The 22,942-nt window shown below is 71.9% G+C and carries 16 protein-coding genes; 8 read left to right on the forward strand and 8 right to left on the reverse strand.

All coding sequences use genetic code 11. The features are described from left to right. Positions 1 to 14 precede the first annotated feature (14 nt). Both STSP_RS24505 and STSP_RS24510 read right to left on the reverse strand, forming a co-directional pair. Entirely contained in the window at positions 15 to 2,639 is a 2,625-nt protein-coding gene (locus STSP_RS24505) for a glycosyl hydrolase family 65 protein (protein ID WP_067282146.1), read from the reverse strand. A 72-nt stretch (positions 2,640 to 2,711) separates the two neighbouring features. Beyond that, positions 2,712 to 3,824 carry a pyridoxal-phosphate dependent enzyme gene (locus tag STSP_RS24510; protein ID WP_067282149.1) on the reverse strand — a complete coding sequence of 371 codons (1,113 nt, stop codon included), beginning with the start codon at positions 3,822 to 3,824 and terminating at the stop codon, positions 2,712 to 2,714. A gap of 235 nt (positions 3,825 to 4,059) precedes the next feature. Here STSP_RS24510 and STSP_RS24515 point away from each other — a divergent pair, with 235 nt between their 5' ends. The 6 genes from STSP_RS24515 (at position 4,060) to STSP_RS24540 (ending at position 10,791) form a co-directional block, all read left to right on the forward strand. Continuing rightward, positions 4,060 to 5,346 (forward strand): DUF4190 domain-containing protein, encoded by a 1,287-nt coding sequence (locus STSP_RS24515; RefSeq protein ID WP_232789774.1) that lies wholly within the window; start codon positions 4,060 to 4,062, stop codon positions 5,344 to 5,346. Positions 5,347 to 5,518: 172 nt separating this feature from the next. Further along, positions 5,519 to 6,271: a GntR family transcriptional regulator gene (locus tag STSP_RS24520; RefSeq protein WP_067282151.1), complete on the forward strand. Its 753-nt coding sequence runs from the start codon at positions 5,519 to 5,521 to the stop codon at positions 6,269 to 6,271. Positions 6,272 to 6,547: 276 nt separating this feature from the next. Further along, the gene (locus STSP_RS24525) at positions 6,548 to 6,754 is read left to right on the forward strand and encodes an SPOR domain-containing protein (protein ID WP_067282153.1); all 207 of its coding nucleotides are present in this window, start codon (positions 6,548 to 6,550) and stop codon (positions 6,752 to 6,754) included. 43 nt (positions 6,755 to 6,797) lie between these two features. Then, on the forward strand, positions 6,798 to 7,211 hold the full coding sequence (locus STSP_RS24530) for a (deoxy)nucleoside triphosphate pyrophosphohydrolase (RefSeq protein ID WP_067282155.1): 414 nt from the start codon (positions 6,798 to 6,800) through the stop codon (positions 7,209 to 7,211). A 198-nt stretch (positions 7,212 to 7,409) separates the two neighbouring features. Further along, positions 7,410 to 7,832, forward strand: coding sequence for an ATP-binding protein (locus STSP_RS24535; protein ID WP_067282157.1), 423 nt, complete (start codon positions 7,410 to 7,412; stop codon positions 7,830 to 7,832). Positions 7,833 to 8,118: 286 nt separating this feature from the next. Next, positions 8,119 to 10,791, forward strand: a complete 2,673-nt coding sequence (locus STSP_RS24540; protein WP_067282159.1) for a SpoIIE family protein phosphatase — start codon at positions 8,119 to 8,121, stop codon at positions 10,789 to 10,791. Positions 10,792 to 10,855: 64 nt separating this feature from the next. Here the strand turns inward: STSP_RS24540 and STSP_RS24545 are convergent, their stop codons facing one another. The 6 genes from STSP_RS24545 to STSP_RS24570 all read right to left on the reverse strand — a co-directional run bounded on the left by STSP_RS24545 (position 10,856) and on the right by STSP_RS24570 (position 17,899). Next, a complete protein-coding gene (locus STSP_RS24545) occupies positions 10,856 to 11,569 on the reverse strand; it encodes a PspA/IM30 family protein (protein WP_067282161.1) in 714 nt (237 codons plus the stop codon). 55 nt (positions 11,570 to 11,624) lie between these two features. Continuing rightward, positions 11,625 to 13,787: a TPM domain-containing protein gene (locus STSP_RS24550; RefSeq protein ID WP_067282193.1), complete on the reverse strand. Its 2,163-nt coding sequence runs from the start codon at positions 13,785 to 13,787 to the stop codon at positions 11,625 to 11,627. A 199-nt stretch (positions 13,788 to 13,986) separates the two neighbouring features. Then, positions 13,987 to 14,757 carry a succinate dehydrogenase/fumarate reductase iron-sulfur subunit gene (locus STSP_RS24555; protein ID WP_067282163.1) on the reverse strand — a complete coding sequence of 257 codons (771 nt, stop codon included), beginning with the start codon at positions 14,755 to 14,757 and terminating at the stop codon, positions 13,987 to 13,989. After that, entirely contained in the window at positions 14,754 to 16,709 is a 1,956-nt protein-coding gene (locus tag STSP_RS24560) for a fumarate reductase/succinate dehydrogenase flavoprotein subunit (RefSeq protein WP_067282165.1), read from the reverse strand. Before STSP_RS24560 ends, STSP_RS24555 begins: the two co-directional genes overlap by 4 nt. A 15-nt stretch (positions 16,710 to 16,724) precedes the next feature. Then, a complete protein-coding gene (locus STSP_RS24565; protein WP_067282168.1) occupies positions 16,725 to 17,546 on the reverse strand; it encodes a hypothetical protein in 822 nt (273 codons plus the stop codon). A 65-nt stretch (positions 17,547 to 17,611) separates the two neighbouring features. Continuing rightward, the gene (locus STSP_RS24570; protein ID WP_067282173.1) at positions 17,612 to 17,899 is read right to left on the reverse strand and encodes a hypothetical protein; all 288 of its coding nucleotides are present in this window, start codon (positions 17,897 to 17,899) and stop codon (positions 17,612 to 17,614) included. A 412-nt stretch (positions 17,900 to 18,311) separates the two neighbouring features. On the opposite strand from STSP_RS24570, the gene STSP_RS24575 reads away from it, so the two are divergent. Next, positions 18,312 to 20,771, forward strand: coding sequence for an ABC transporter family substrate-binding protein (locus STSP_RS24575; RefSeq protein WP_067282175.1), 2,460 nt, complete (start codon positions 18,312 to 18,314; stop codon positions 20,769 to 20,771). Between the two features lie 170 nt (positions 20,772 to 20,941). After that, positions 20,942 to 22,858: a translational GTPase TypA gene (gene typA, locus STSP_RS24580; RefSeq protein WP_067282177.1), complete on the forward strand. Its 1,917-nt coding sequence runs from the start codon at positions 20,942 to 20,944 to the stop codon at positions 22,856 to 22,858. Positions 22,859 to 22,942 lie beyond the last annotated feature (84 nt).

Consider the following 22,942-nt stretch of genomic DNA (forward strand, 5'->3'; position numbering starts at 1 on the left):
GACCGCCCCCGACGTCACCGCACGGTCAGTTCCCGTACCTCTCCCGGCTCGTCGCCCGCGGCCCCCGTCAGCGTGATGCGGACGTACCGGGCGGCCACCCCCGGCTCGGGCGCCTGCCAGTGCGCCCCGTCCGTCGATGTTTCGGCGCTGTACGCGCGCGTGCCCGTCACCTGGATCTCGGACAGTGGTGCCGTGCGGGCGAGTTCGACGGTCAGGGAGGCGTCGGGGGTCTCGGGGCGCCAGTACGTCGCCGCGTTGCCGTCGACGGCCGCGGCCGCGTACAGGCCCGGTTCCTCGGAGGTCGCCGTCGCCGGGCGGCAGCGGGCCGTGTTCGCCGTCGGCTCCAGGTCCGGGCGCCGGGTCTTGAGACGGGCGGGGAAGCCCTCGCTCACCGTCACGCGGCCCTGCGGCGCCTCGACGGTGAACGGCTCGCCGGACCCCAGCCGTACCGTCGTCTCCTCCGGGCCGATCGCGATGTCGTACGTACGCCCCTGCCAGCGCAGTCCCGACAGCCGTACGCCGTCCTCGAGTTGGGGCGGCAGTGTCGGGTCAAGACGGACCGCGTCCTCGCGCAGCCGCAGGCCGGTCAGGCCGTGCGTGAAGACCTGCAGGAAGCCGCCCTTGCCGGTGAGGAAGTCCTGCGCCGGCGAGCCCGCGAGCGGGTCGCCCCCGCCCGCCTTCTCGCCGCGCGCCTCCGAGAACAGCGCGAACGGACCGCGCGCGAAGGGCCGGTAGGCGCGCTGCAGGAAGGTGTACGCGGCGCAGCCCGGCTCGCCGATGGCGGCGGCGTCGATCGCATGCACGGAGTCCGTCATCGCGGGGCCGTCCGGGTCGGTCCGCTCGGTGTAGTAGTCGAGCGTGGCGGCCGCGGCGCCGTCCGGCATGGGCCACTCCAGGGGGTACGTCAGGAGCACCGTGTCCGCCTGCTTGATCTGCGAACCGGCGTAGCCGTCGTACTGCAGGAAGACCTTGTGCTGTGCGTCGTACGGGATCCGCAGGCCGTCGGCGATCGTCGTCCAGACCGGTGGGGCGACGGCACCGACGAGGGCGGCCGCGCGCGTCGCGTTGCGCAGGGCGGTGGCGGCGACGGCGTTGGTGTAGACGCCGTCGTCGACGCCGTTGCTGTACTCGTCGGGGCCCGCCACGTTCTTGATCGAGTAGCTGCCGTCGCTGTTCGCCGTCACGCGGGACGCCCAGTACTCCGCGATGCCCCGCAGCAGCGGCCAGCCCCGCGAGCGCAGCCACGCGCGGTCGCCCGTGGCCAGGTAGTACTGCCAGGCGGCCAGCGCGATGTCGCCCTGGAGGTGGTTCTGGGTGAGGCAGTGCGGCGGGTCCCAGCTCTGGCACTCCGCGTACAGAGCGCCGCGACTCGCGCTCGTCCACGGGTAGAACAGGCCCTTCACGGAGGTGCGAGCGGCGTTGTCAGCGGCTGCGGTGCGCGTCCGGTACCGGTACTCCAGGACCGGCAGGGCGAGTTCGGGCCGCAGGGCGAGCAGCGCGGGGAACATCCACGTCTCGGCGTCCCAGAAGACCATGCCCGCGTAGTCGTCGCTGGTCAGACCGGTGGGCGCGATGCTGTCGCGGGCACCGCGGCGCGTGCCGGACAGCAGCCCGTACTGCGCGGAACGCACCCACAGCTGGATGTCCGGCCGCCCCGGCACCTCGATGGACGACGACCACAGGCGGCGCCATGCGGCGGTGTGGGCGGCGAACAGGGCGGGCCAGCCGCGCTCGGCGGCCAGCCGCGAGGCCCGCTGCGCGGCCGGGCGCGGGGAGCGGGAGGTGAGCGCGGTGTCGACGCCGACGTACTTCGAGACGGCGTACGTCCTGCCGTTGCGCACGGCGAACGTGGCGGACTGCTCGGTGCTCAACTCCCGTGCCGCACCGGCCCGGCGGAACGCGCCCGGAGCCCGCAGCGTCGAGGCCACCGCGCCGTCCACGCCCGTGCCGTCCGTGCGGAAGGCGACGTCCATGGTGCGCCCCCCGGCCGCGCCGCCGCCCGTCTGGGCGATGCGCCGGGCACCGCGCCCGTCGATCCGGTCGGTGACCGTCGCCTCGCCGTCCCAGTGGGGCGTCAGTCGCAGGCGTACGGCTGCGGTGTGCGGGGCGGTGCGGTCTGCCAGCACGTCGTACACGAGGTCGGTGCGGCGGCCGTCGGCGGTGGTCCAGGTGACCGCGGTGCGGACGAAACCGCAGCGCAGGAACAGCGTCTGGCGGTAGTGGGAGATCCGGCTGCCCTGGCCGTACGTCTCGCCGCCCGCGCTGACGTCCAGTCCGGTCCAGGTGGGCAGGGCCGCGATCGCCTCGCGGCCCTCGGTGTTCGCCGGACCCAGCCCGTAGAGCCCGGTGACGAACGCGCCGTCGTAGCGCGGTGTGTACAGCGGCCATCCGGTCTTCTCACCGGTCGCCGCGTACCCGGCGCCGGCGGGCGGCACGCGCGCGCCGAGATAACCGTTGCCCACGTACGCGTGGTACGCGTCTTCCGGGTCGATCCGGTCCGCCGTGGGCGCCCAGCCGGACGACGGCTCGCAGACGCCGACGGGCCGCGGCCCGTGCCCGGCGTGCGCTGCGGGCGGCGGCAGGATCAGGGCGGCCGCGACGAAGGGGGCGATGAGCGGGTACGTACGCGAGACGTTCACGCCCCGACGATGCGCCGTGGCCGCGCCCGCACCCGGTTCACGGCACGCCGGTGTCCCTCGGACGGGTGGCGGTCACGGGGTCGCGGCCGCGAGGCCCGACTTCAGGCCCGCCCCGCACAGCGGCACCACCGCCGTCCGCTCCCCGAGCGCCCCGTCCCGCACCGCGGCCCAGCACGCGGCGGCCGTCGCCTCCACATACAGGCCCCGCGATGCCAGATCGAGTTGTGCGTGCCGGATCTGGTCCTCCGTCACGGTCGCGAACGTGCCGCCCGAGTCCCTGACGGCGCGCAGGATCTGCCGCGCCCGCGGCGGACGTGGAATCGCGATGCCCTCGGCGACGGTGTCCCGGGCCGGGGTCTCCTCCACGAGGTCGTCGGCGCCCGCGCGCCACGCCGCGGCCAGCGGGGCGACGGCCTCGGCCTGCACGGCGTACAGCGCCGGACGGCGGTCGAGGAGCCCGGCCCCGTACAGCTCGGCGACCGCGAGGGCCGCGCCAAGCAGCAGCGTGCCGTTGCCGGCGGGCACCACGAGGACCTGGGGGAGCCGCCCGCCGAGGTCCTCCCACAGCTCGTGGACGTAGGTCTTGGTGCCGTGCAGGAAGTACGGGTTGAAGGCGTGGCTCGCGTAGAAGGCGTCCGGGTCGTCGGCCGCCTCGCGCGCCACCGACGCCGTCGCCTCGCGGCCGCCGCGGACGACCTCCACGCGCGCGCCGTGCGCACGGATCTGCTCCAGCTTCTTCGACGGCGTACCGAACGGGACGTACACCGTGCACGGCAGCGCGGCGCGGGCGCAGTACGCAGCGATCGCCGTGCCCGCGTTGCCGCTGCTGTCGGCGATGATCCGCGACGGGCGCAGCCGGAGCGCCAGTTCGGCGAGCATGACGGCGCCGCGGTCCTTGAACGACAGGGTCGGTGTCAGGTAGTCGAGCTTCGCCGAGATGCCGTCCTTCAGGGCCACGAGCGGCGTCCGGCCCTCGCCGAGGGAGACCGAGGGCGTGGCCAGCGGCAGCACCTCGGCGTACCGCCACAGCGAATTCGCGCGCCCGGTCAGCGATTTCAGCGGCGCGGGCGTGGGCGAGAAGTCCAGGTCGAGGGGCCCGCGGCAGAGCGGGCAGCACCAGGCGAGCGACCCCGAGGGCACGCGCGTGCCGTCGCTCGGGCAGAAGGAGTCCGGCAGTGGCGTCATGGGAACAGGCTAGTTTGCGCCGTTTCGTGACGTTGTGTCATGGCGGTCGAGCCCCTGGGCTTTCGGCCCCGCAACCACCCGGCCGCCGCCCGGCATGCGCACGCTGCGGGCCCGCTTCCACCCCGGCGGTTCGCTGCCCCTACGATGCGCCAAGCCGTACGCCCGTTCTGGACGTGCCCGCTGTTCTACCTGTTCGCACGTGTTCTCACTGTTCTGGCCGAGGAGCAAGCACCCCGTGGACATACCGCCGTCGCCCCGCACCGGCGGCCCCCAGCAGCCGCCACAGAGCCCTTACGCCCCTCCGGCCCAGAGCCCGTACGGCGCGTACGAGGGCGGCCGTCCCCCGGCCGGAGACCAGCCGCCGGCCCCGTACCAGCCCCCGCAGCCTCCGCCCCCGTACGACCTCCGGCAGCCTCTGCCCCCGTACCAGCCCTGGCCGCAGCCGCCGTACTACCCGCCGGTCCCGCCGCCCGCCGCCCAGCCGCCCGTCAACGGCCTCGCCATCGCCGCCCTCGTGCTCGGCATCCTCTGCTTCCTGCCCGCCGTCGGCCTGGTCCTCGGGTTCGTCGCGCTGGGGCAGATCAGGAAGAAGGGCGAGCGCGGCAAGGGCATGGCCGTCGCCGGGATCTCGCTGTCCTCGCTCGGCGTGGTGCTGCTGGCCCTCTCCCTCGTCACGGGCGCCGCGAGCGACTTCGTGGACGGATTCCGCGACGCCGCCAGGGAGGCGGGCGAGAACGGCGGCACCTTCTCGGTCGACAAGGGCCAGTGCTTCGACTCGCTCGGCGACTCGCTCGAGGGCGTGGCGTACGACGTGGACAAGGTGCCGTGCTCGGGCGGGCACGACGGCGAGGTGTTCGCGACCTTCCGCATGACCGGCGGAACGTACCCCGGCGACAGCCGGATCACCGAGGTCGCCGACGAGAAGTGCTACACGCTGCAGGAGTCCTATGTGATGGACACCTGGGCGATGCCCGACGACATCGACGTCTACTACTTCACGCCGACCCGCGACAGCTGGCAGCTCGGCGACCGCGAGATCACCTGCTTCTTCGGCAGCGCGGACGAGGGCGGCACCCTCAAGGGCTCGCTGCGCCGCGACGAGACGACCCTCGACGACGACCAGGTCGCCTATCTGAAGGCGGCCAACGTCCTCGACGACGCGTACGCCTCGGCTCCCGACGAGGAGTACGTCGAGGACGATCTGCCCGGCCACAAGCGATGGGCGGGCCGGGTGTCGTCGGCGCTCGCCGACGAGGCGCGCGGGCTGCGCTCGCACGTCTGGCCCGCGACGGCTCAGAAACAGGTCGCCGCGCTGCTGCGCGACATCGAGGCGGCCCGGAGGCACTGGGCCCTGGCCGCGCGCGCCTCCGACGCGGACGCCTTCTACGAGCACTACGAGGCGGGCGACAAGCTTCTCGGTCCCGAGAAGGCGATCGCGGTGCGCAAGGCTCTGGGGCTCGATACGACGCTGAGCGATGAGGGAGCGCGCGACAGCGGCACGGGAACCGGCACCGAGGTGTGAGCGCGTACGCGGCAAGGAAGTCTCGTCGTGATCGCCGCGCGCCGGAGGGTGCTCGGAAAGGTGCTGTGTAAACGCATATCCATCACATCGAGTGATCCTTTGGCCCTTGGTTGCGGCCAACAACCCACGGTTGCCAGGCTGTTGCTGTCTGTCAATCTGATGGGAGTGGCCCGTGACCTTCGGTGAGCAGCCGGCCTATCTGCGCGTAGCGGGTGATCTCCGGAAGAAGATCGTCAACGGTTCGCTGCCGCCGCACACCCGGTTGCCGTCCCAGGCCCGGATCCGCGAGGAGTACGGCGTCTCGGACACCGTCGCGCTGGAGGCCCGCAAGGTGCTGATGGCCGAAGGGCTCGTCGAGGGCCGCTCCGGGTCCGGCACGTATGTGCGCGAGCGGCCCGTGCCCCGCCGTATCGCCCGCTCCGGGTTCCGGCCGCCGAGCGGCGCCAGCCCCTTCCGCCAGGAGCAGGCCGACATCGCGGCGCGCGGCACCTGGGAGTCCCGCAGCGAGCAGACGGAGGCGAGCGCCGCGATCGCCGAGCGCCTCGCCCTCAAGGCCGGCGACCGCGTGATGTGCACGACGTACGTCTTCCGGGACGCGGGCGAGGCGATGATGCTCTCCACATCCTGGGAGCCTCTCGCCGTCACGGGCCGCACACCGGTCATGCTCCCCGAAGAAGGCCCCCTCGGCGGCATGGGCGTCGTCGAGCGCATGGCGGCGATCGACGTGGTCGTGGACAACGTGACGGAGGAGGTCGGCGCGCGCCCGGGTCTTGCGGAGGAGCTCCAGGCGCTCGGCGGGGTCCCCGGCCATGTCGTCATCGTCATCCAGCGGACGTACTACGCATCGGGACGCCCGGTCGAGACGGCCGATCTCGTCGTGCCCGCCGACCGGTACCGGGTCGCGTATCACCTGCCCGTGAAGTGAGCGAAGACGTAGAGGAGGCAGCGGACGCAGCGGACTCAGAGGACGCAGAGGGCTCAGGGGAGTCCGATTCGAGGGGGCGCATCCAGGCGGATGCGCCCCCTTTCGGCGTTTTGGTGTCTGCTTCGACGCCCGTCAGTCGTGGCTTGTTGCGTACCTCTTTGTGAAAACCCGTATCCGCTGCGTGAAGGTCGGGCGTAGGCTCAGGCATATGCGGATTGCGGTTTCCTTAGAGATCGGGGCGGTGCAGGGGTCGGTGGCGGGCAGAGGAGGGGCGCGATGAACGACAGCATGGCGACACTCCCGTGGCTCGTCATACGCCAGGACGACAACGGCAACCGCTATCGCGTGGGCAGGTACGCGACGAGGGCGGAGGCCCAGAGGATCGCGGACAGCCTCGACGGCCGCGGACACAAGCAGCTCTACTGGGTCGAGCGCGTCGGCCAGAGCGGCACGGCGGACCGCGACCAGAACGACCTGCGCTGACACGCCGTTCGCCGTTTCCACCGGCTCCCGTAGGCTCCGGCGCATGAGCGAACGGATCGTGGTGGTCGGCGCAGCCCTGTACCACCGGGGCCGGCTGCTGGCCGCGCGCCGAAGTGCGCCCCCCGAACTCGCCGGGCGCTGGGAACTGCCCGGCGGCAAGGTCGAGCCGGGTGAACTGCCCGAGCAGGCGCTGGTGCGCGAGCTGCGCGAGGAGCTGGGCGTCGAGACGGAGGCGGTGGCGCGCGTGCCCGGCGAATGGCCGCTGAAGCCCGGGTACGCACTGCAGGTGTGGACCGCACGTCTGCTCTCCGGGCACCCGAAGCCCCTCCAGGACCATGACGAACTGCGCTGGCTCGGCCCCGACGAGATCTGGGACGTGCCCTGGCTGGACGCGGACGTCCCCGCCGTGAAGGAGGCGACACGCCGGCAGCCGGCCGCTCGGCCGCCGCGAGCCTGAGCCGCGGGGTGTCTGATCCACGGCGTGCCTGAACCACCGCGAGTCTGAGTCATGGCGCGCCCGTTCCGCGCGTTTCGGCGGATGTTCCCATATGTGGTACTGCGTCCGGTGTATCGGGTATGGGGTGGTTGAACGCCTATGAACGACCCCACGACACCGGACGAAAACCCTTCCCGGTCGCCTCAGCTCGTCTTGGAAGTGGTCGGCGTGAACGACGGCTCCGACGGCGACTGCGCCGAGTGGACCTTCCCTGCGCAGCCCGGCGCCGTACGCACCGCCCGGGCCCTCGTCCGTAAAAGGCTGGCCGACTGGGGGCTCGACGCCCTCGGGGACATCACCGCCCTGCTGGTGAGCGAGCTGGTGACCAACTCCCTGCGGTACGCCTCCGGCCCCATAGGCGTACGGCTCGTGCGGCTCGCGTCGATCGGCGCCCTGCTCGTCGAGGTCTCCGACCCGCTTCCCGACCCGCCCCACACCCGCGCTGCCGCGCCCGACGACGAGGGCGGCCGCGGGCTGCAACTGGTGGCGCGCACGGCACGCCGCTGGGGCACCCGGCGCGGCGAACGCGGCAAGACGGTGTGGTTCGAACTGCCCCTGCCCGATGAGGACCTGTGCCGGTGAGAACGGGTTGGGGCCTGTGCCGGTGAGAACGGTCAGGGCCTGCCGTGGAGAAGGGGCCCGCGCCGGTGAGAAGACGGTGAGAGGTCAGTAGAGCTGGTCAGCGCGTTTCGGACCGGTCGGGTGGTTCGAACAGGTTCAAACCCGTCCGGACGTTACGGACCAAAAAACGTCGAGACCGTGCTGTGATCGTGAACGGCGTGTCCTGCGGCTGCGTAGTGCTGGATACTGCGGGCAGCCGCCTCCGGTGACCGGTGCCGGACGCGGTGAGCTGGAGGGGACGGTTCGCGTGAGCGAGATACCAGCGAAGGCCACGGCGTCCGAGGACCCGTCGGGCGACGCGACATGGCAGAGCAGTCCGCCCGGTTCGATCTACGACTACATCAAGGTCGCCTCGTTCTCGATCGGCCCTGACGGCCTGATCGACCAGTGGAGCCGACGCGCCGAGCAGCTGTTCGGACTGACGGCCAGGGAGGCCGTGGGCAAGGACCCCATCGAGGCCTTCGTACCCGATGACCTGCGGGAAAGCGGTCGCCGCAAGATGGCCGAGATACTCGACGGCCGGGAGTGGACGGGCATCGTCCCGTTCCGGATGCCGGCGCAGCGGGACGGCGACAGCGCCCTGGGCGAGGGCGGCCGTGCGGGCGGCAGGTCCGGTTCGGGCGGCGTCGCCGGTGCCGGAGGTAGGACCCGCAGCGGCCGCGCCGGCCGTACGGACGGGATCGCCGAGGTCTATGTGATGCCGACCGAGACGGAGTCCGGCGAGCAGGCCGCCGTCTGCATCGTCGTCGACGTCCGGACGCTCCGCCGCATCGAGACCGATCTTGCCGCGTCGCAGGCGATATTCGGCCAATCTCCTTTCGGCTTCCTGCTGCTCGACACGGATCTTCGGGTTCGGCGGGTCAACAAGCGCTTCGCCACGGTCTTCGGTGGCGACGTCGACCACCATCGCGGGCGAGGCGTCCACGACTATCTGCCGCGCCCCGAGGCCGACCGCGTGGCCGCAACGCTGCGCCGCGTCCTGGAGACCGGCGAGGCCGTCACCGACATGCTGATCACCGGCACCGTCCCCGGCTCCACGGCGAGCCGCCACTGGTCCGTCAACCTCTACCGCGTGCACAGCGGAACGGGCAGACCGATCGGGATCGCCTGGCTCGGCACCGACGTCACCGCCCGCCGTGCCGCCGCCCGCGAGGCCGCCCACGCCCGCCGCAACCTCGCCCTGCTGAACGAGGCCGGCGCCCGCATCGGCAACTCCCTCGACCTCGAGACCACCGCCCGCGAACTCCTCGACGTCACCGTCCCCGGCTTCTGCGACCTCGCCTCCGTCGACCTCTACCAGGGCCTCCTCGAAGGCGACGAGGCGCCGGCGGGCGGCTGGGGTACGTCCCGGCCCGAGACCGCCGGAGGCAGCGCCGCGCTGCGCCGCGTCGCCTTCGCGAGCGCCGTCGCCGACACGCCGTACATGGCCGCACCCGCGCCCGTCGCCGCAGGGGCGGTCCACCACTACCCCTTCAACTCGGCCCCCGCCGAAGCCCTGCGGACGGCCCGGCCCCAGCTGGTGCCCGCTGAGGACGGCAGCCTCATACAGTCCACGCTCGCGGTGCCGATGGTCGCCCACGACACCGTCGTCGGCCTCGCCCAGTTCTCCCGTACGAAGGGCAGCGAACCCTTCGGCGAACGGGACCGGGCCCTCGCCGTGGAGCTCGCCGCGCGCGCCGCCGTCTGCATCGACAACGCCCGCCTCTACCGCCGCGAACACCAGCGCGCCCTGATCCTGCAGCGCTCCCTCCTCCCGCCGGGCGCCCCCGAGGCGTCCGGCCTCGAGATCGCCTGCCGGTATCTGCCCGGCAGCGGTGCCACAGGCCGGCCGAGCGAGGTCGGCGGCGACTGGTTCGACGTCATCGAACTGCCCGGCCACCGCACGGCCCTCGTCGTCGGCGACGTCATGGGCCGCGGCCTGCGCGCCGCCGTCGCCATGGGCGAACTCCGCACGGCCGTACGCACCCTGGCGCTGCTCGACCTCGAACCCGCCGAAGTGCTGTCCCAGCTCGACGAGATCGCCCGCGGTCTCGGCACCCCCGGCGGCGTCCGGCAGGCCACGCGCGTGGCACGCCACGCACGGGAGGCGGACCTCTCCGAGGTCTACCTCGCCACCTGCGTGTACGCGGTCTACGACTCCGTCACCCGCCGCTGCACCTTCGCCAACGCCGGCCACCTCCCGCCCGCCCTCGTCGAGCCCGGCGAACCGGCCCTCATGCTCGACGTACCGCCGGGCATGCCGCTCGGCGTCGGCGGCGAACCCTTCGAGGAGGTCGAGGTCGAACTCCCCGAAGGCGCGCTGCTCGCCCTCTACACCGACGGGCTCGTCGAGTCCCGCGACCATCCGCTGGACGAGGGCCTGCAGGCCTTCCTCGGCGCGCTCGCCGATCCCGGTCCGGAGCTCGAGGACGTCTGCGACCACGTCCTCGGCACCCTCGACACCCACCACGGCGAGGACGACGTCGCGCTGCTCATGGCCCGCGTCCAGGGCCTGCCCTCGGACGCCGTCGGCGACTGGACGCTGCCGCGCGAACCGCGCAGCGTCGGCCGGGCCCGCGAGTACGCCCGCGCCCAGCTGCTGTCCTGGGACCTCGAGCCTCTCGTTGACACCACCGAACTGCTGGTCAGCGAGCTCGTCACCAACGCCCTGCGCTACGGGGAGGGCGAGATCAGGCTCCGGCTGCTGCTCGACCGCACACTCGTGTGCGAGGTGTGGGACGCCGGACTCGTCCAGCCGCGCCGCCGCAGAGCGCGCGCCACGGACGAGGGCGGCCGCGGCCTGCAGCTCGTCGGACTGCTGAGCGCGTCGTGGGGCTCCCGGCGCACGCACCGCGGCAAGACCGTGTGGTTCGAACTACCGCTGCCGGACGGGGACTCGGGGCCCGCGGATCCTACGGAGGCGTTGCTCAGCCTGTTCTGAGGCCGGGCGGTGCCCGGCCTGGTCCGAGGCTGGGTCCGCTCATCCTGCTCTGGCCTGAGCACGGTCACGCGTGCGCTTTGAGCGCGGCCAGCCGGGCCTCGATCTCCGCCGCGTCACCCATGCTGTCGAGCTGCTCGAACTGTGCGTCCAGCGAGGAGTCGGCGAGTTCCTGCTTGCCGAGCGCCTTCGCCTCCTCGCGGCGTACCTTCTCCTCGAAGCGGCTCAACTCGGTCGTCGGATCGAGCACGTTGATGTTCTTGGCGGCGTCCAGCATCTGGTTCTGCGCCTGGGCCGTCTTGGCGCGGGCCACCAACTGGTCGCGCCTGGACTGGAGTTCCGTCAGCTTGGTCTTCATCTGGTCGAGGCCGGACTTCAGTTTGTCGACGACCTCCCGTTGCGTGGCGATCGTCGGTTCGGCGTCCTTCGCCTCGCGCTCCGACTGGAGCTGCCGCTGCAGCGCCACCTTGGCGAGGCCGTCGAACTTGTCGGCATCGGCGCCGGAACCGGCGGACCGCAGCTCGTCCGCCTTCTTACTGGCGGCCAGTGCCTTTCTGCCCCACTCGGCAGCCGCCTCCACGTCCTCCTGATGGTCCTGCTCCAGCAGCCGCAGATTGCCGATGGTGGTCGCGACCGCCTGCTCGGCCTCGTTGATGTTGCTGCTGTAGTCACGGATCAGCTGGTCGAGCATCTTCTGCGGGTCTTCCGCCTGGTCCAGCAGGGCATTGATGTTCGCCTTCGCCAGCTGCGCGACGCGGCCGAGGATCGTCTGCTTGGTCATGGGACCGCCTCTCGTTCTCGCTTTCCCCCGAGTTGCGTTGCTTGGATCGCCTCGCTCAGAACCTGCCGCCCCCGCCCCTCCGCCCGCGGGTCCCTCCGCCGCCGAAGCTGCCGGGGCCGCCCCCGCCGAAACCTCCACCGAAGCCCCCGCCGAAGCCGCCACCGCGTCCCCCGCCGAAGCCGCCCCCGCCACTCGTCCCACGGCCCGTACCGCCGAGGATGCCCCCGAGCAGGATGCCGCCGAGCACCGCACCGCCCATGCCGCCGCCCCCGCGCCCGCCGCCCATCGGACCGCCGTACGGATTGCCGTACATGCGCACGTCCCGCTCGGCCAGCTGCTGCGCCTCGCGGGCCATCGCGTCCGCCCGCTGGGCCTCGGCGAGCGCGGCCGCGGGATCGGCGGAAGCTCCGGCTGCCGGTCCCGCGCCGCCCGTGCCGTCGGCAGCCGCGGAGGCCTGCGCCCACGCGAGGTGCCGCTGTGCCTCGGCGAGGCGCGTCCTGGCCTCGCTGCCCACCGCGGCCCGGTGCGTCGTGATGAAGTCCGACGCGGCGCCCACGGCACTGCGCGCGGTGAGCAGGGCCTGGTCGAGCAGGGCGCGGGCCTTCTGGTTGCTCACCTCGCGGGCGCGCGCTCCCGCGAGGGCGTCGTCGAGGGCCGCGTCGGCCTCCTCCACGCGGCGCAGCGCGTCGATGGGGTCGTACCGGCCCGCGGCGACCTGCGTCCGCACCTCGCCGACGACCGACTCGGCGCGGGCGATACGGCCGTGCAGGTCGGCGGTGGAGATGCCCCCGGGGGTGCCCTCGAGCATGCCCCGCGCCTCCGCCAGGTCGGTCTCGGTCTCGATCAGCGCGCCGGGCAGCTTGCCCACCGCCTCCGCGAGCTCCTTCGCCAGCCGGTCGACGGCGTCCACGAACGTGCCCGCCTGGTCGACGGCGCCCTCGGCGGCCCGCAGATGCACCGCGGCCGTGCCGCCCGAGCCCGCCCCGACGGCATCGCGGGCCTGGTCGATGTGCGTCGACGCGAAGGCGAGCCGGTCCTTGGCCTGCTCGACGTGTCCCCTGACGGGCAGGACCGCGGTGGGCGCATACCGCGTACTGAGCGCGGTGAGCGTGGCCTGCGCGGTGTCGGTGCGGCCGGTGATGTCCCGCAGCCTCGCCTCGGCGTGCTCCAGCGCCTGCGGCGCGTTCTGCTCCAGGGCCCGCAGGCGGTCGAAGCCCTCGGCCTCCGCGTCGAGCCGGCGATCGGCCTCCGTGCAGCGCGCGATGATCTCGTCCAGCATGTGGCGCTTCGTCGCGTCGTCCTCCGGGATCGCGTCGTCGAGCCGCTGCCGCAGCCGGAAGGCCGCTGTCAGCTCCGCCTTCGCGTACGCGAGCGCCTCGCCGAAGGGCGCGGCCGCCTCTTCGCCGAACTGGGCGGTCGCGAAGCCGAGCTCCTCGGTGCTGGTGCGGACCGCGTCGTCCGTCTCGACGAGCAGCTGCCTCGCCCGCTGATCGAGCTCGGGCAGGGGCACGACCTGCTCGCCGCGCCCGCCCCAGCCGCCGGGGGTGGTGCGCCCGCCCCAGCCGCCCCCCGGGGTGGTACGGGTCTGGACGCGCTTCTTGCGCCGGGTGTACGAGTACGCGGCGAGGGCGGCCGCGGCTCCGAGCGCCGCGACCGGCAGCAAGAGGTCACCGATGAAGGCTTCGCCGTCGGCGCCGCCGGGATCGGCCTCGCCCGGGGTGATCGCCGGAGTGGGCACGGGCCGGCCCGAGAGGACCGCGCCGATGCCGTCCGCCGCCCCGATGGCGGCACCCGCCCAGTCGTTCTGGCGCAGCGCCGGCTCGATGGCGGTCCCCGCGACGTCCCGCAGCTCGGCGTCGGTCAGCCGCATGTCCTGGTCCACGGAGTACGCGTACTGCCGGTCGTGCGTGGCGACGGCCAGCAGTACGTCGTTCAGGCCGAGGCCGTTGCGCTGGGCGGTCGCGTCGGCCCAGCTCTGCGCGGTGCGGCCGGAGAAGTCACGCACGTAGGCGACGAAGAGCTGGACGCCGTGCTCGCTGTCGAGACTCTCCAGTGCGGCCTCGACGTCGCCCTTGCGGTCGCCGAGCGCGTCGACTCTGTCGGTGATCTGGCCGGTCCGCGACAGCGTGATCGGGTCGTCGGCACGGGCACCGGAGGCGGGCGCGATGAGCCAGCACAGTGCCGCCAGCGCGCAGAGCAGGGCATACGCGAGGCGCAGGGAGTGCGGGGGGCGTATGCCGCTGTGCGACCGGTCCCGGCTCCGGGGAAGCGTCACGTTTGTGAGGGTATGACCGCTTCTGGCCTATCGCGACCGGGCCCGCCCCGGGCTGGGGCGGGACCTGCGGAGACGGGCATCCCGGCGCCATGATGCGGGCGCCGGGCCGGAGCGGCCGAGACTGTCCTCGTTCTTCATGGCCTCACGGTGATCGCCGTCCGATCTTCGACCCCAGCCACACCAGTGGGTCGTACTTCCGGTCCACCGCCCGCTCCTTCAAGGGGATCAGGGCGTTGTCCGTGATCTTGATGCCCTCGGGGCAGACCTCCGTGCAGCACTTGGTGATGTTGCAGTAGCCGAGGCCGTGCTCGTCCTGGGCGGTGCGTTTGCGGTCGATGCCGGTCTGCTCGGCCGCGTCCAGCGGGTGCATGTCCAGTTCGGCGACGCGCATCAGAGAGCGGGGCCCTGCGAACGCCGCCTTGTTCTCCTCGTGGTCGCGCACCACATGGCAGGTGTCCTGGCACAGGAAGCACTCGATGCACTTGCGGAACTCCTGCGAGCGGTCGACGTCCTCCTGCTGCATCCGGTACTCGCCGGGGCCCAGCCCGGCGGGCGGCACGAACGAGGGGATCTCCCGCGCCTTCTCGTAGTTGAACCCGACGTCCGTCACGAGGTCCCGTACCACCGGGAACGCCCGCAGCGGCGTCACCGTGACGGTCTCCTCCCGGGAGAACACGGACATGCGGGTCATGCACATCAGCCGGGGCCGGCCGTTGATCTCGGCGCTGCACGAACCGCACTTGCCGGCCTTGCAGTTCCAGCGGACCGCGAGGTCGGGGGCCTGGGTCGCCTGGAGGCGGTGGATGATGTCGAGCACCACCTCGCCGTCGTTCACCTCGACCTTGAAGTCCTCCAGCCCCCCGCCCTCGGCGTCCCCCCGCCACACCTTGAATCGCGCCTCGTACGAACTCATTCGTACAGCTCCTCTTCGGCGAGGTACTTGACCAGCTCCTCCTTGTCGAACAAGGCGAGCAGGTCGGGTCGGATCGGCTCGGTCGTCTCCCGCTGCAGGGAGATCTGGCCGCGGACCGGATCGGTGGCCGCGAGACCGCCCGTCGGGTCCGCGAGACGGCAGAGCAGATTGATGTGCCGCCACTCGCGGTCCATCGTCGGGTAGTCCTCGCGGGTATGGCCGCCGCGGCTCTCCGTACGCTCCAGCGCGGCCCTCGCGATGCACTCGCTGACCAGCAGCATGTTGCGCAGGTCGAGCGCCAGGTGCCAGCCGGGGTTGAACTGGCGGTGCCCCTCGACCCCGGCCCGCCGCGCCCGGACCCGCAGCTCCGCGAGCTTCCTCAGCGCCTGCTCCATCTCCGCCTCGCGGCGGATGATGCCGACCAGGTCGTTCATCGTCTGCTGGAGCTCCTGGTGGAGGGTGTACGGGTTCTCGGGCGGCTCCCCGGGCGTCGGGCCCTCCGCCGAGAACGGGCGCAGCGCCTCGGCCGCCGCCGCGTCCACTTGTTCGGCGTCCACGATGGGGCGCCCGGTGAGCCCGGCCGCGTACTGCGCCGCGTGCAGCCCCGCCCGCCGTCCGAAGACCAGCAGGTCGGAGAGGGAGTTGCCGCCGAGCCGGTTGGAGCCGTGCATGCCGCCCGCGACCTCACCAGCCGCGTACAGGCCGGGCACTCCGCGGGCCGCCGCCGTGTCGGAGTCGACCGCGATGCCGCCCATCACGTAGTGGCAGGTCGGGCCGACCTCCATCGCCTCGGCCGTGATGTCGACGTCCGCGAGCTCCTTGAACTGGTGGTACATCGACGGCAGGCGGCGCTTGATCACCTCGGCGGGCATACGCGTCGACACATCGAGGAAGACCCCGCCGTGCGGTGAACCGCGTCCCTCCTTCACCTCGGCGTTGATGGCCCGCGCCACCTCGTCGCGCGGCAGCAGCTCGGGCGGGCGCCGGTTGTTGTCCGGGTCGTCGTACCAGCGGTCGGCCTCGTCCTCCGACTCGGCGTACTTGTCCTTGAAGACGTCGGGGATGTAGTCGAACATGAACCGCTTGCCCTCGGAGTTGCGCAGCACACCGCCGTCGCCACGCACCGACTCGGTGACGAGGATGCCCTTCACCGACGGCGGCCAGACCATGCCGGTCGGGTGGAACTGCACGAACTCCATGTTCAGCAGCGGCGCCCCCGCGAGCAGCGCCAGCGCGTGCCCGTCACCCGTGTACTCCCACGAGTTCGACGTGACCTTGAAGGACTTGCCGATGCCGCCGGTGGCCACGACCACCGAGGGCGCCTCCAGGACGAAGAAGCGCCCGGACTCGCGGTCGTAGCAGAAGACGCCCGAGACGCGGCCGTCACCCGCGGCGGAGCCGCTGTCCGGCACAGTCTTCAGGACGCGCGTCACCGTGCACTCCTGGAAGACCTTCAGCCGCGCCTCATAGTCGCCGAAATCGCGCTTGTCCTCCTGCTGCAGCGACACGATCTTCTGCTGGAGCGTGCGGATCAGCTCCAGGCCCGTGCGGTCGCCGACGTGCGCGAGCCGCGGGTACTCGTGCCCGCCGAAGTTGCGCTGCGAGATCCGCCCGTCCTTCGTACGGTCGAACAGCGCGCCCCACGTCTCCAGCTCCCAGACCCGGTCCGGGGCCTCCTGGGAGTGCAGCTCGGCCATCCGCCACTGGTTGAGGAACTTGCCGCCGCGCATCGTGTCGCGGAAGTGGACCTGCCAGTTGTCGCGCTCGTTGACGTTGCCCATGGCCGCCGCGATGCCGCCTTCGGCCATCACCGTGTGCGCCTTGCCGAACAGCGACTTGCAGATCACTGCCGTACGAGCGCCCTGTTCACGCGCCTCGATCGCGGCCCGCAGCCCCGCGCCGCCGGCGCCCACCACCACGACGTCCCACTGCTGCCGTTCCACTTCGGACATCAAGCACCTTCCATTTCAGAACAGCCTCGGATCGTCGAAGGCGCCGCTGGCGACCAGATACACGTAGAAGTCGGCGAGCGCGACGCTCACCAGCGAGGTCCACGCGAGCAGCATGTGCCGGGCGTTGAGCCTGCCCACCCACTGCCACAGCCGGTAGCGCACGGGGTGCTTGGAGAAGTGCTTGAGCTTGCCGCCGACGATGTGCCGGCAGGAGTGGCAGGAGAAGGTGTACGCCCAGATCAGCACGATGTTGACCAGGAAGACGAGCGTGCCGAGGCCCATGTGGCCCCACTCGTAGTTCTCGTCGCGGAAGGCGAGGACCGTGTCGTACGTCAGGATCCCGGCGACCGGCAGCGCCGCGTAGAAGAAGTACCGGTGGATGTTCTGCAGGATCAGCGGGAAGCGGGTCTCACCCGTGTACTTCTTGTGCGGCTCGGCGACGGCGCAGGCAGGCGGGGACGCCCAGAAGCCCCGGTAGTACGCCTTGCGGTAGTAGTAGCAGGTCAGCCGGAAGCCCAGCGGGAAGATCAGGATGAGCAGGGCGGGGGACAGGCCCCACCAGCTCCCGAAGATCTCCCAGTTCGGGCCCGCGCGCATCGGCACGCAGTTCTCGGCCAGGCAGGGCGAGTAGAACGGCGAGACGTAGGGCGCCGCGTAGTAGTCGGCGTTCGCGAAGGCTCGCCACGTCGAGTAGACGACGAAGGCCAGCAGCCCGGCCGCGGTCGCGGCAGGCGCCAGCCACCAGCGGTCGGTCCGCAGATGCGGGGCGGCGATGGCGGCGCGGGTGCCTTCGCGTACGCCGCCGCTGTTCATTTGTGGTTCTGTCCCGGTTGCCAACGAAGTTCCACTCCTTTGTGGACTGTGGACGACTCGGTGGGCGGTGCGCGCCGACTCGAGACCGATCAGGGAGCGCGCCGGTCGCGGGCACCCAGCCCCTCGTCGTCCGAGTCCGTCCACAGCGCGCTGTCGTACGGCGTGTCCGGGATGCCCACGAGCTCGGGTTTCTTCTGCGCCCGGAGGGCGGGGGTGGCCTCGCGCAGGAGCGCGACGCTCTCTCGCAGATGATCGGCGTCCGTGCGCACCCGGCGGATCTCCAGGCTGCTCCCGGCGTGCTGCTCGAGACGGCCGACGGACCGGACGAGGTCGTCGATGCAGCGTTGTACGGCGGTCAGATCGTCCTGCAGGGACATGACTTGCCCTCACTTCCGCGGTTGCGGTGGCAACGCTCACGCGCCTGCGAGTGTCGCGCGTCACATCTGGCCTTGTGAAGGGATCCGGCCGGATTCCTGGCTCGCATGCCACGCATGCGCCCCGTATGCGCCCCCGATCGGCCCAGCGGACCCTCACTGGTCACACGGATATTCGCCCTTTGCACTAGTCGCGATCGGCCTCCTTCGGCTCCGCTGCCACTTCAGCCGCACGGGTGATGTTGAGCCTCACGCCGTCGTGTCGCCACCGACAAACCGGCACGATCCACTTAAGTAGGGCGATACGTGTGATCAGCTCCATATTCCGCACAGCATTCCGTACAACCTGAGCAGTCCCGGTCCGATCCGGCCCGGACGGCGGCGGGCGGCCGCGCAAGCCCCGGAGGTACCAGTGATGTCTCTCGACGGCGGCCGGCTGCGCCGCCCTGTCCTGCGATGTGTCGCGTTCGTTGCGGCCGGAGTGCTCGCCGTGCCCGCCCTGACCGGCTGCAGCGGCGACAGCGGGAAGGCGAGCCGCCCGATCGCCGGGCAGGACATCGCACCGGCAGGACGCGAGCTGATCAGCGACGGCGGCACCCTCAACTGGGCCGTCGACACCCTGCCCGAGACGCTCAACGCCTTCCAGGCCGACGCCGACGCGACCACGTCGCGCATCGCCGGCGCCGTCCTGCCGTCCCTGTTCCGGCTCGACGAGCTGGGCCGCCCGCAGCGCAACCCCGACTTCCTCGAGTCTGCCGAGATCGTCGCGCGCGAACCCAAGCAGGTCGTGCTCTACAAGATCAACCAGCAGGCGGTGTGGAGCGACGGCCGCGAGATCGGCGCCGCCGACTTCGCCGCCCAGTGGCGCGCCCTGTCCGGCAAGGACACCGCGTACTGGACCGCGCGCAACGCCGGATACGACCGGATCGAGAAGGTCGAGCGCGGCGCCAGCGACCTGGAGGTACGCGTCACCTTCGCGAAGCCGTACGCGGACTGGCGCTCCCTGTTCTCGCCGCTGTACCCGAAGGACGTCATGGGCACGCCGGACACCTTCAACGACGGTGCGAGGGCCAAGCTGAAGGTCAGTGCCGGGCCGTTCACCCTCACCAAGATCGACCGGGCGGCGGGCGACGTGACGCTGGAGCGCAACCCGCGCTGGTGGGGCAGGCAGGCCAAGCTCTCCACGATCGTGCTGCGCGCCGTGCCGCGCGATCAGCGGGCCGCCGCACTCGCCGAGGGCCGGCTCGACCTCGCCGACGTCGAGCCGGCCGACGCCCAGCGCATCGCACTCGCCGCCCGCGACAAGGGAGCCGAGGGCGGCGAGGCAGCAGAGGGAGGCCAGGGCGCCGAGGGGCCCGAGGCGGCAGCCCTGAGCGGACCCGCCGCCGCGACCAGTCCCGGCCAGGCGCTGCGCTCCTGGGCCATCGCGCACGGCTCGGACCAGCAGGCGGCCCAGGCCGAGAAGCTCGCACGCGAGAAGCGCAGCGAGGCGGTCGAGAAGTACGCCGATGAGCAGGCGGGCCTCCGCGACTACGTCCTCCGCAAGTCCCTGGAGCCCGCCTACACGCAGCTCGCCCTCAACGGCGCCCAGGGTCCGCTCGCCGACGAACGCGTACGCCGCGCCGTGGCCCGCGCCCTCGACCGCGAGGAACTCGCCCGGCTCGTCCTCACACCGCTCGGGCTGCCCGCCGAGCCGGTCGGCAGCCATCTCGCACTGGCCGGTCAGGCCGCGTACGCCGACAACAGCGCGGCCATCGGGGGCCAGGACACGAAGGCGGCGCAGGCGCTGCTCGCGGAGGCAGGCTGGGTGCCGGGCGGCACGGACAAGGGGACCGGAAACGCGGCGGGCAGCGAGGGCCGGACTGCCGGGAAGCCCGCCGGCGGGGCGCCGGGCGGCTCCTCCGGCTCCTCCGACGGCTCCGGGAGGTCCGACGAGGCCGGTGGGCCGGAGGACGCGGCCGAGGACGACGACGGCGTGTACATCGTCGGCGAGGAGGACGACAAGCCGGGTGACAGCGGCAGGGACGACAAGCCCGGCGACAGCGGCAGGTCGGTGTTCGCGCCCGCCGCGGCCGTCGCTCTCCAGCGGGCGGCGCTCGTCCGCCAGGCGGACGCCCTGCTCATTCCCCGTGAGGCCGACCGGGAGAAGCAGCAGGCTCCGCGCGGCCAGGAGGGCAGGCAGCAGGCCAGGGGAGGCGGCGTCCCGGGGGCGTACGCGCCGAAGGGCACGGCAGCCCCCAAGCCGAGCGGGTCTTCGGCGTCCCCGGCCGATGCCGTGGCCGACGGTGCCGCCGCAGGTCAGCTCGCCAAGGACGGCAAGCCGCTGACGCTCCGCTTCGTACTGCCCTCGGGCCCCGGATCGGAACAGCTGCGCGCGGTGGGCGACCGGATCTCGCGGATGCTGGAGCGCATCGGTATCCGCACGGAGACGTCCAAGGTCTCCGACGACAGCTACTTCAAGGACCACGTCGCGTCCGGCCAGTACGACCTCGCGCTGTACTCGTGGCCCGCGACCGCCTTCCCGGCGACGGACGACCGGCCGATCTTCGCCAAGCCGGTGCCCGCCGCGGACGGCTCGCTGAGCATCGAGCAGAACTACACGCGCGTCGGCACCGACCAGATCGACCAGCTCTTCGACCAGGCGATCGCCGAGCTGGACGAAAAGGAGGCGACGTCACTGATGAAGCAGGCCGACGCCCGCATCTGGGCCGCCGCCGGCTCCATCCCCCTCTACCAGCGCCCCCAGCTGGTGGCCGCCCGCCCCAACCTCGCCAACGCAGGCGCCTTCGGCTTCGAGACCCCGGTCTACGAGGACATGGGTTACCTGAAGGAGGGGGTCCACCCGGGCGCCCCGAAGGCCAGCCCGACCCGCTGACCGATGCCGACCGTTGTGCGCAGGCCAGGGGCGCCCAATCGGCCCGAGGAAGCCCAACCCCGGAGGGCCCCGTACCATGGGGTGAGGCCGTGGCGTGTCCAGCCCGGCAGGGCCCGCGGGACGCAGACGTCCGCGAGGCCGTCCTCACCACTCCGGGAGTACGCCGCACCATGGCTGTGACCTCAACGCGTCACGACATCCGCAACGTCGCCATCGTCGCCCACGTCGACCACGGCAAGACCACCCTCGTCGACGGCATGCTGAAGCAGGCCGGCGCCTTCGCCGCCCACCAGCTCGAGCAGGTCGACGACCGGGTCATGGACTCGAACGACCTGGAGCGTGAGAAGGGCATCACGATCCTCGCCAAGAACACCGCGGTGAAATACCACCCGAAGGACGGCGGGGACCCCATCACGATCAACATCATCGACACCCCCGGCCACGCCGACTTCGGCGGCGAGGTCGAGCGCGGCCTGTCGATGGTCGACGGCGTGGTCCTCCTCGTCGACGCGTCCGAGGGCCCGCTCCCGCAGACCCGCTTCGTGCTGCGCAAGGCCCTCGCCGCCCGCCTCCCGGTGATCCTCTGCATCAACAAGACGGACCGCCCGGACTCCCGTATCGACGAGGTCGTCAACGAGACGTACGACCTGTTCCTGGACCTGGACGCCGACGAGGACCAGATCGAGTTCCCGATCGTCTACGCCTGCGCCCGCGACGGCATCGCGTCGCTCACCAAGCCGGAGGACGGCACCGTCCCGGCCGACAGCGACAGCCTGGAGCCGTTCTTCTCCACGATCCTGGACACCATCCCGGCCCCGTCGTACGACGAGGACGCGCCGCTCCAGGCCCACGTCACCAACCTTGACGCCGACAACTTCCTCGGCCGTATCGCGCTGCTCCGCGTCGAGCAGGGCGAGCTGAAGAAGGGCCAGACGGTCGCCTGGATCAAGCGCGACGGCTCGATCCAGAACGTCCGCATCGCCGAGCTGCTGATGACCGAGGCGCTCACCCGCAAGCCCGCCGAGAAGGCCGGCCCGGGCGACATCTGCGCGGTCGCCGGCATCTCCGACATCATGATCGGCGAGACGCTGGCCGACCCGGAGAACCCGGTCGCGCTGCCGCTGATCACGGTCGACGAGCCCGCGATCTCCATGACCATCGGCACGAACACCTCGCCGCTGGTCGGCCGCGGCGGCACCGGCAAGGGCGCCGACGCGAAGGCGGCCGTCAAGGACCGCAAGGTCACCGCCCGCCAGGTCAAGGACCGCCTCGACCGCGAGCTCATCGGCAACGTCTCGCTGCGCGTCCTCGACACCGAGCGCCCGGACGCCTGGGAGGTGCAGGGCCGCGGTGAGCTGGCGCTCGCCATCCTCGTCGAGACCATGCGCCGCGAGGGCTACGAACTGACCGTCGGCAAGCCGCAGGTCGTCACCAAGGAGGTCGACGGCAAGGTCTACGAGCCGGTCGAGCGCATGACGATCGACGTGCCCGAGGAGCACATGGGCGCGGTCACGCAGCTCATGGGTATCCGCAAGGGCCGCATGGACAACATGTCCAACCACGGCTCCGGCTGGGTCCGCATGGAGTTCGTCGTCCCGTCCCGGGGTCTGATCGGCTTCCGTACGGAGTTCCTGACGAACACCCGCGGTACGGGTATCGCGCACTCCATCCACGAGGGCCACGAGCCGTGGTTCGGCACCCTGCAGACGCGTAACAACGGCTCGCTGGTCGCCGACCGCGCCGGTGCCGTGACCGCGTTCGCGATGACGAACCTCCAGGAGCGCGGCGTGCTCTTCGTCGAGCCGGGCACCGAGGTGTACGAGGGCATGATCGTCGGCGAGAACTCGCGGAGCGACGACATGGACGTGAACATCACCAAGGAGAAGAAGCTCACCAACATGCGGTCGTCGACCGCCGATGTCGCGGAGTCCATCGTGCCGCCGCGCAAGCTGTCGCTGGAGCAGTCGCTGGAGTTCTGCCGCGACGACGAGTGCGTCGAGGTGACCCCGGAGGCCGTCCGTATCCGCAAGGTGGTGCTGGACCAGCGGGATCGGGCTCGGGCGGCTTCGCGGGCCAAGCACGCGTGACGCTGGGCGCTGTGCCTGTGCTGTAGACAAGCTCGCTGGCAGCCCATGGGCTGCCAGCGAGCTTGTTGTTCGCCGCGTGCGGGC

Origin of the sequence: Streptomyces jeddahensis (assembly GCF_001642995.1) — a bacterium.
Taxonomy (GTDB): Bacteria; Actinomycetota; Actinomycetes; order Streptomycetales; family Streptomycetaceae; genus Streptomyces; species Streptomyces jeddahensis.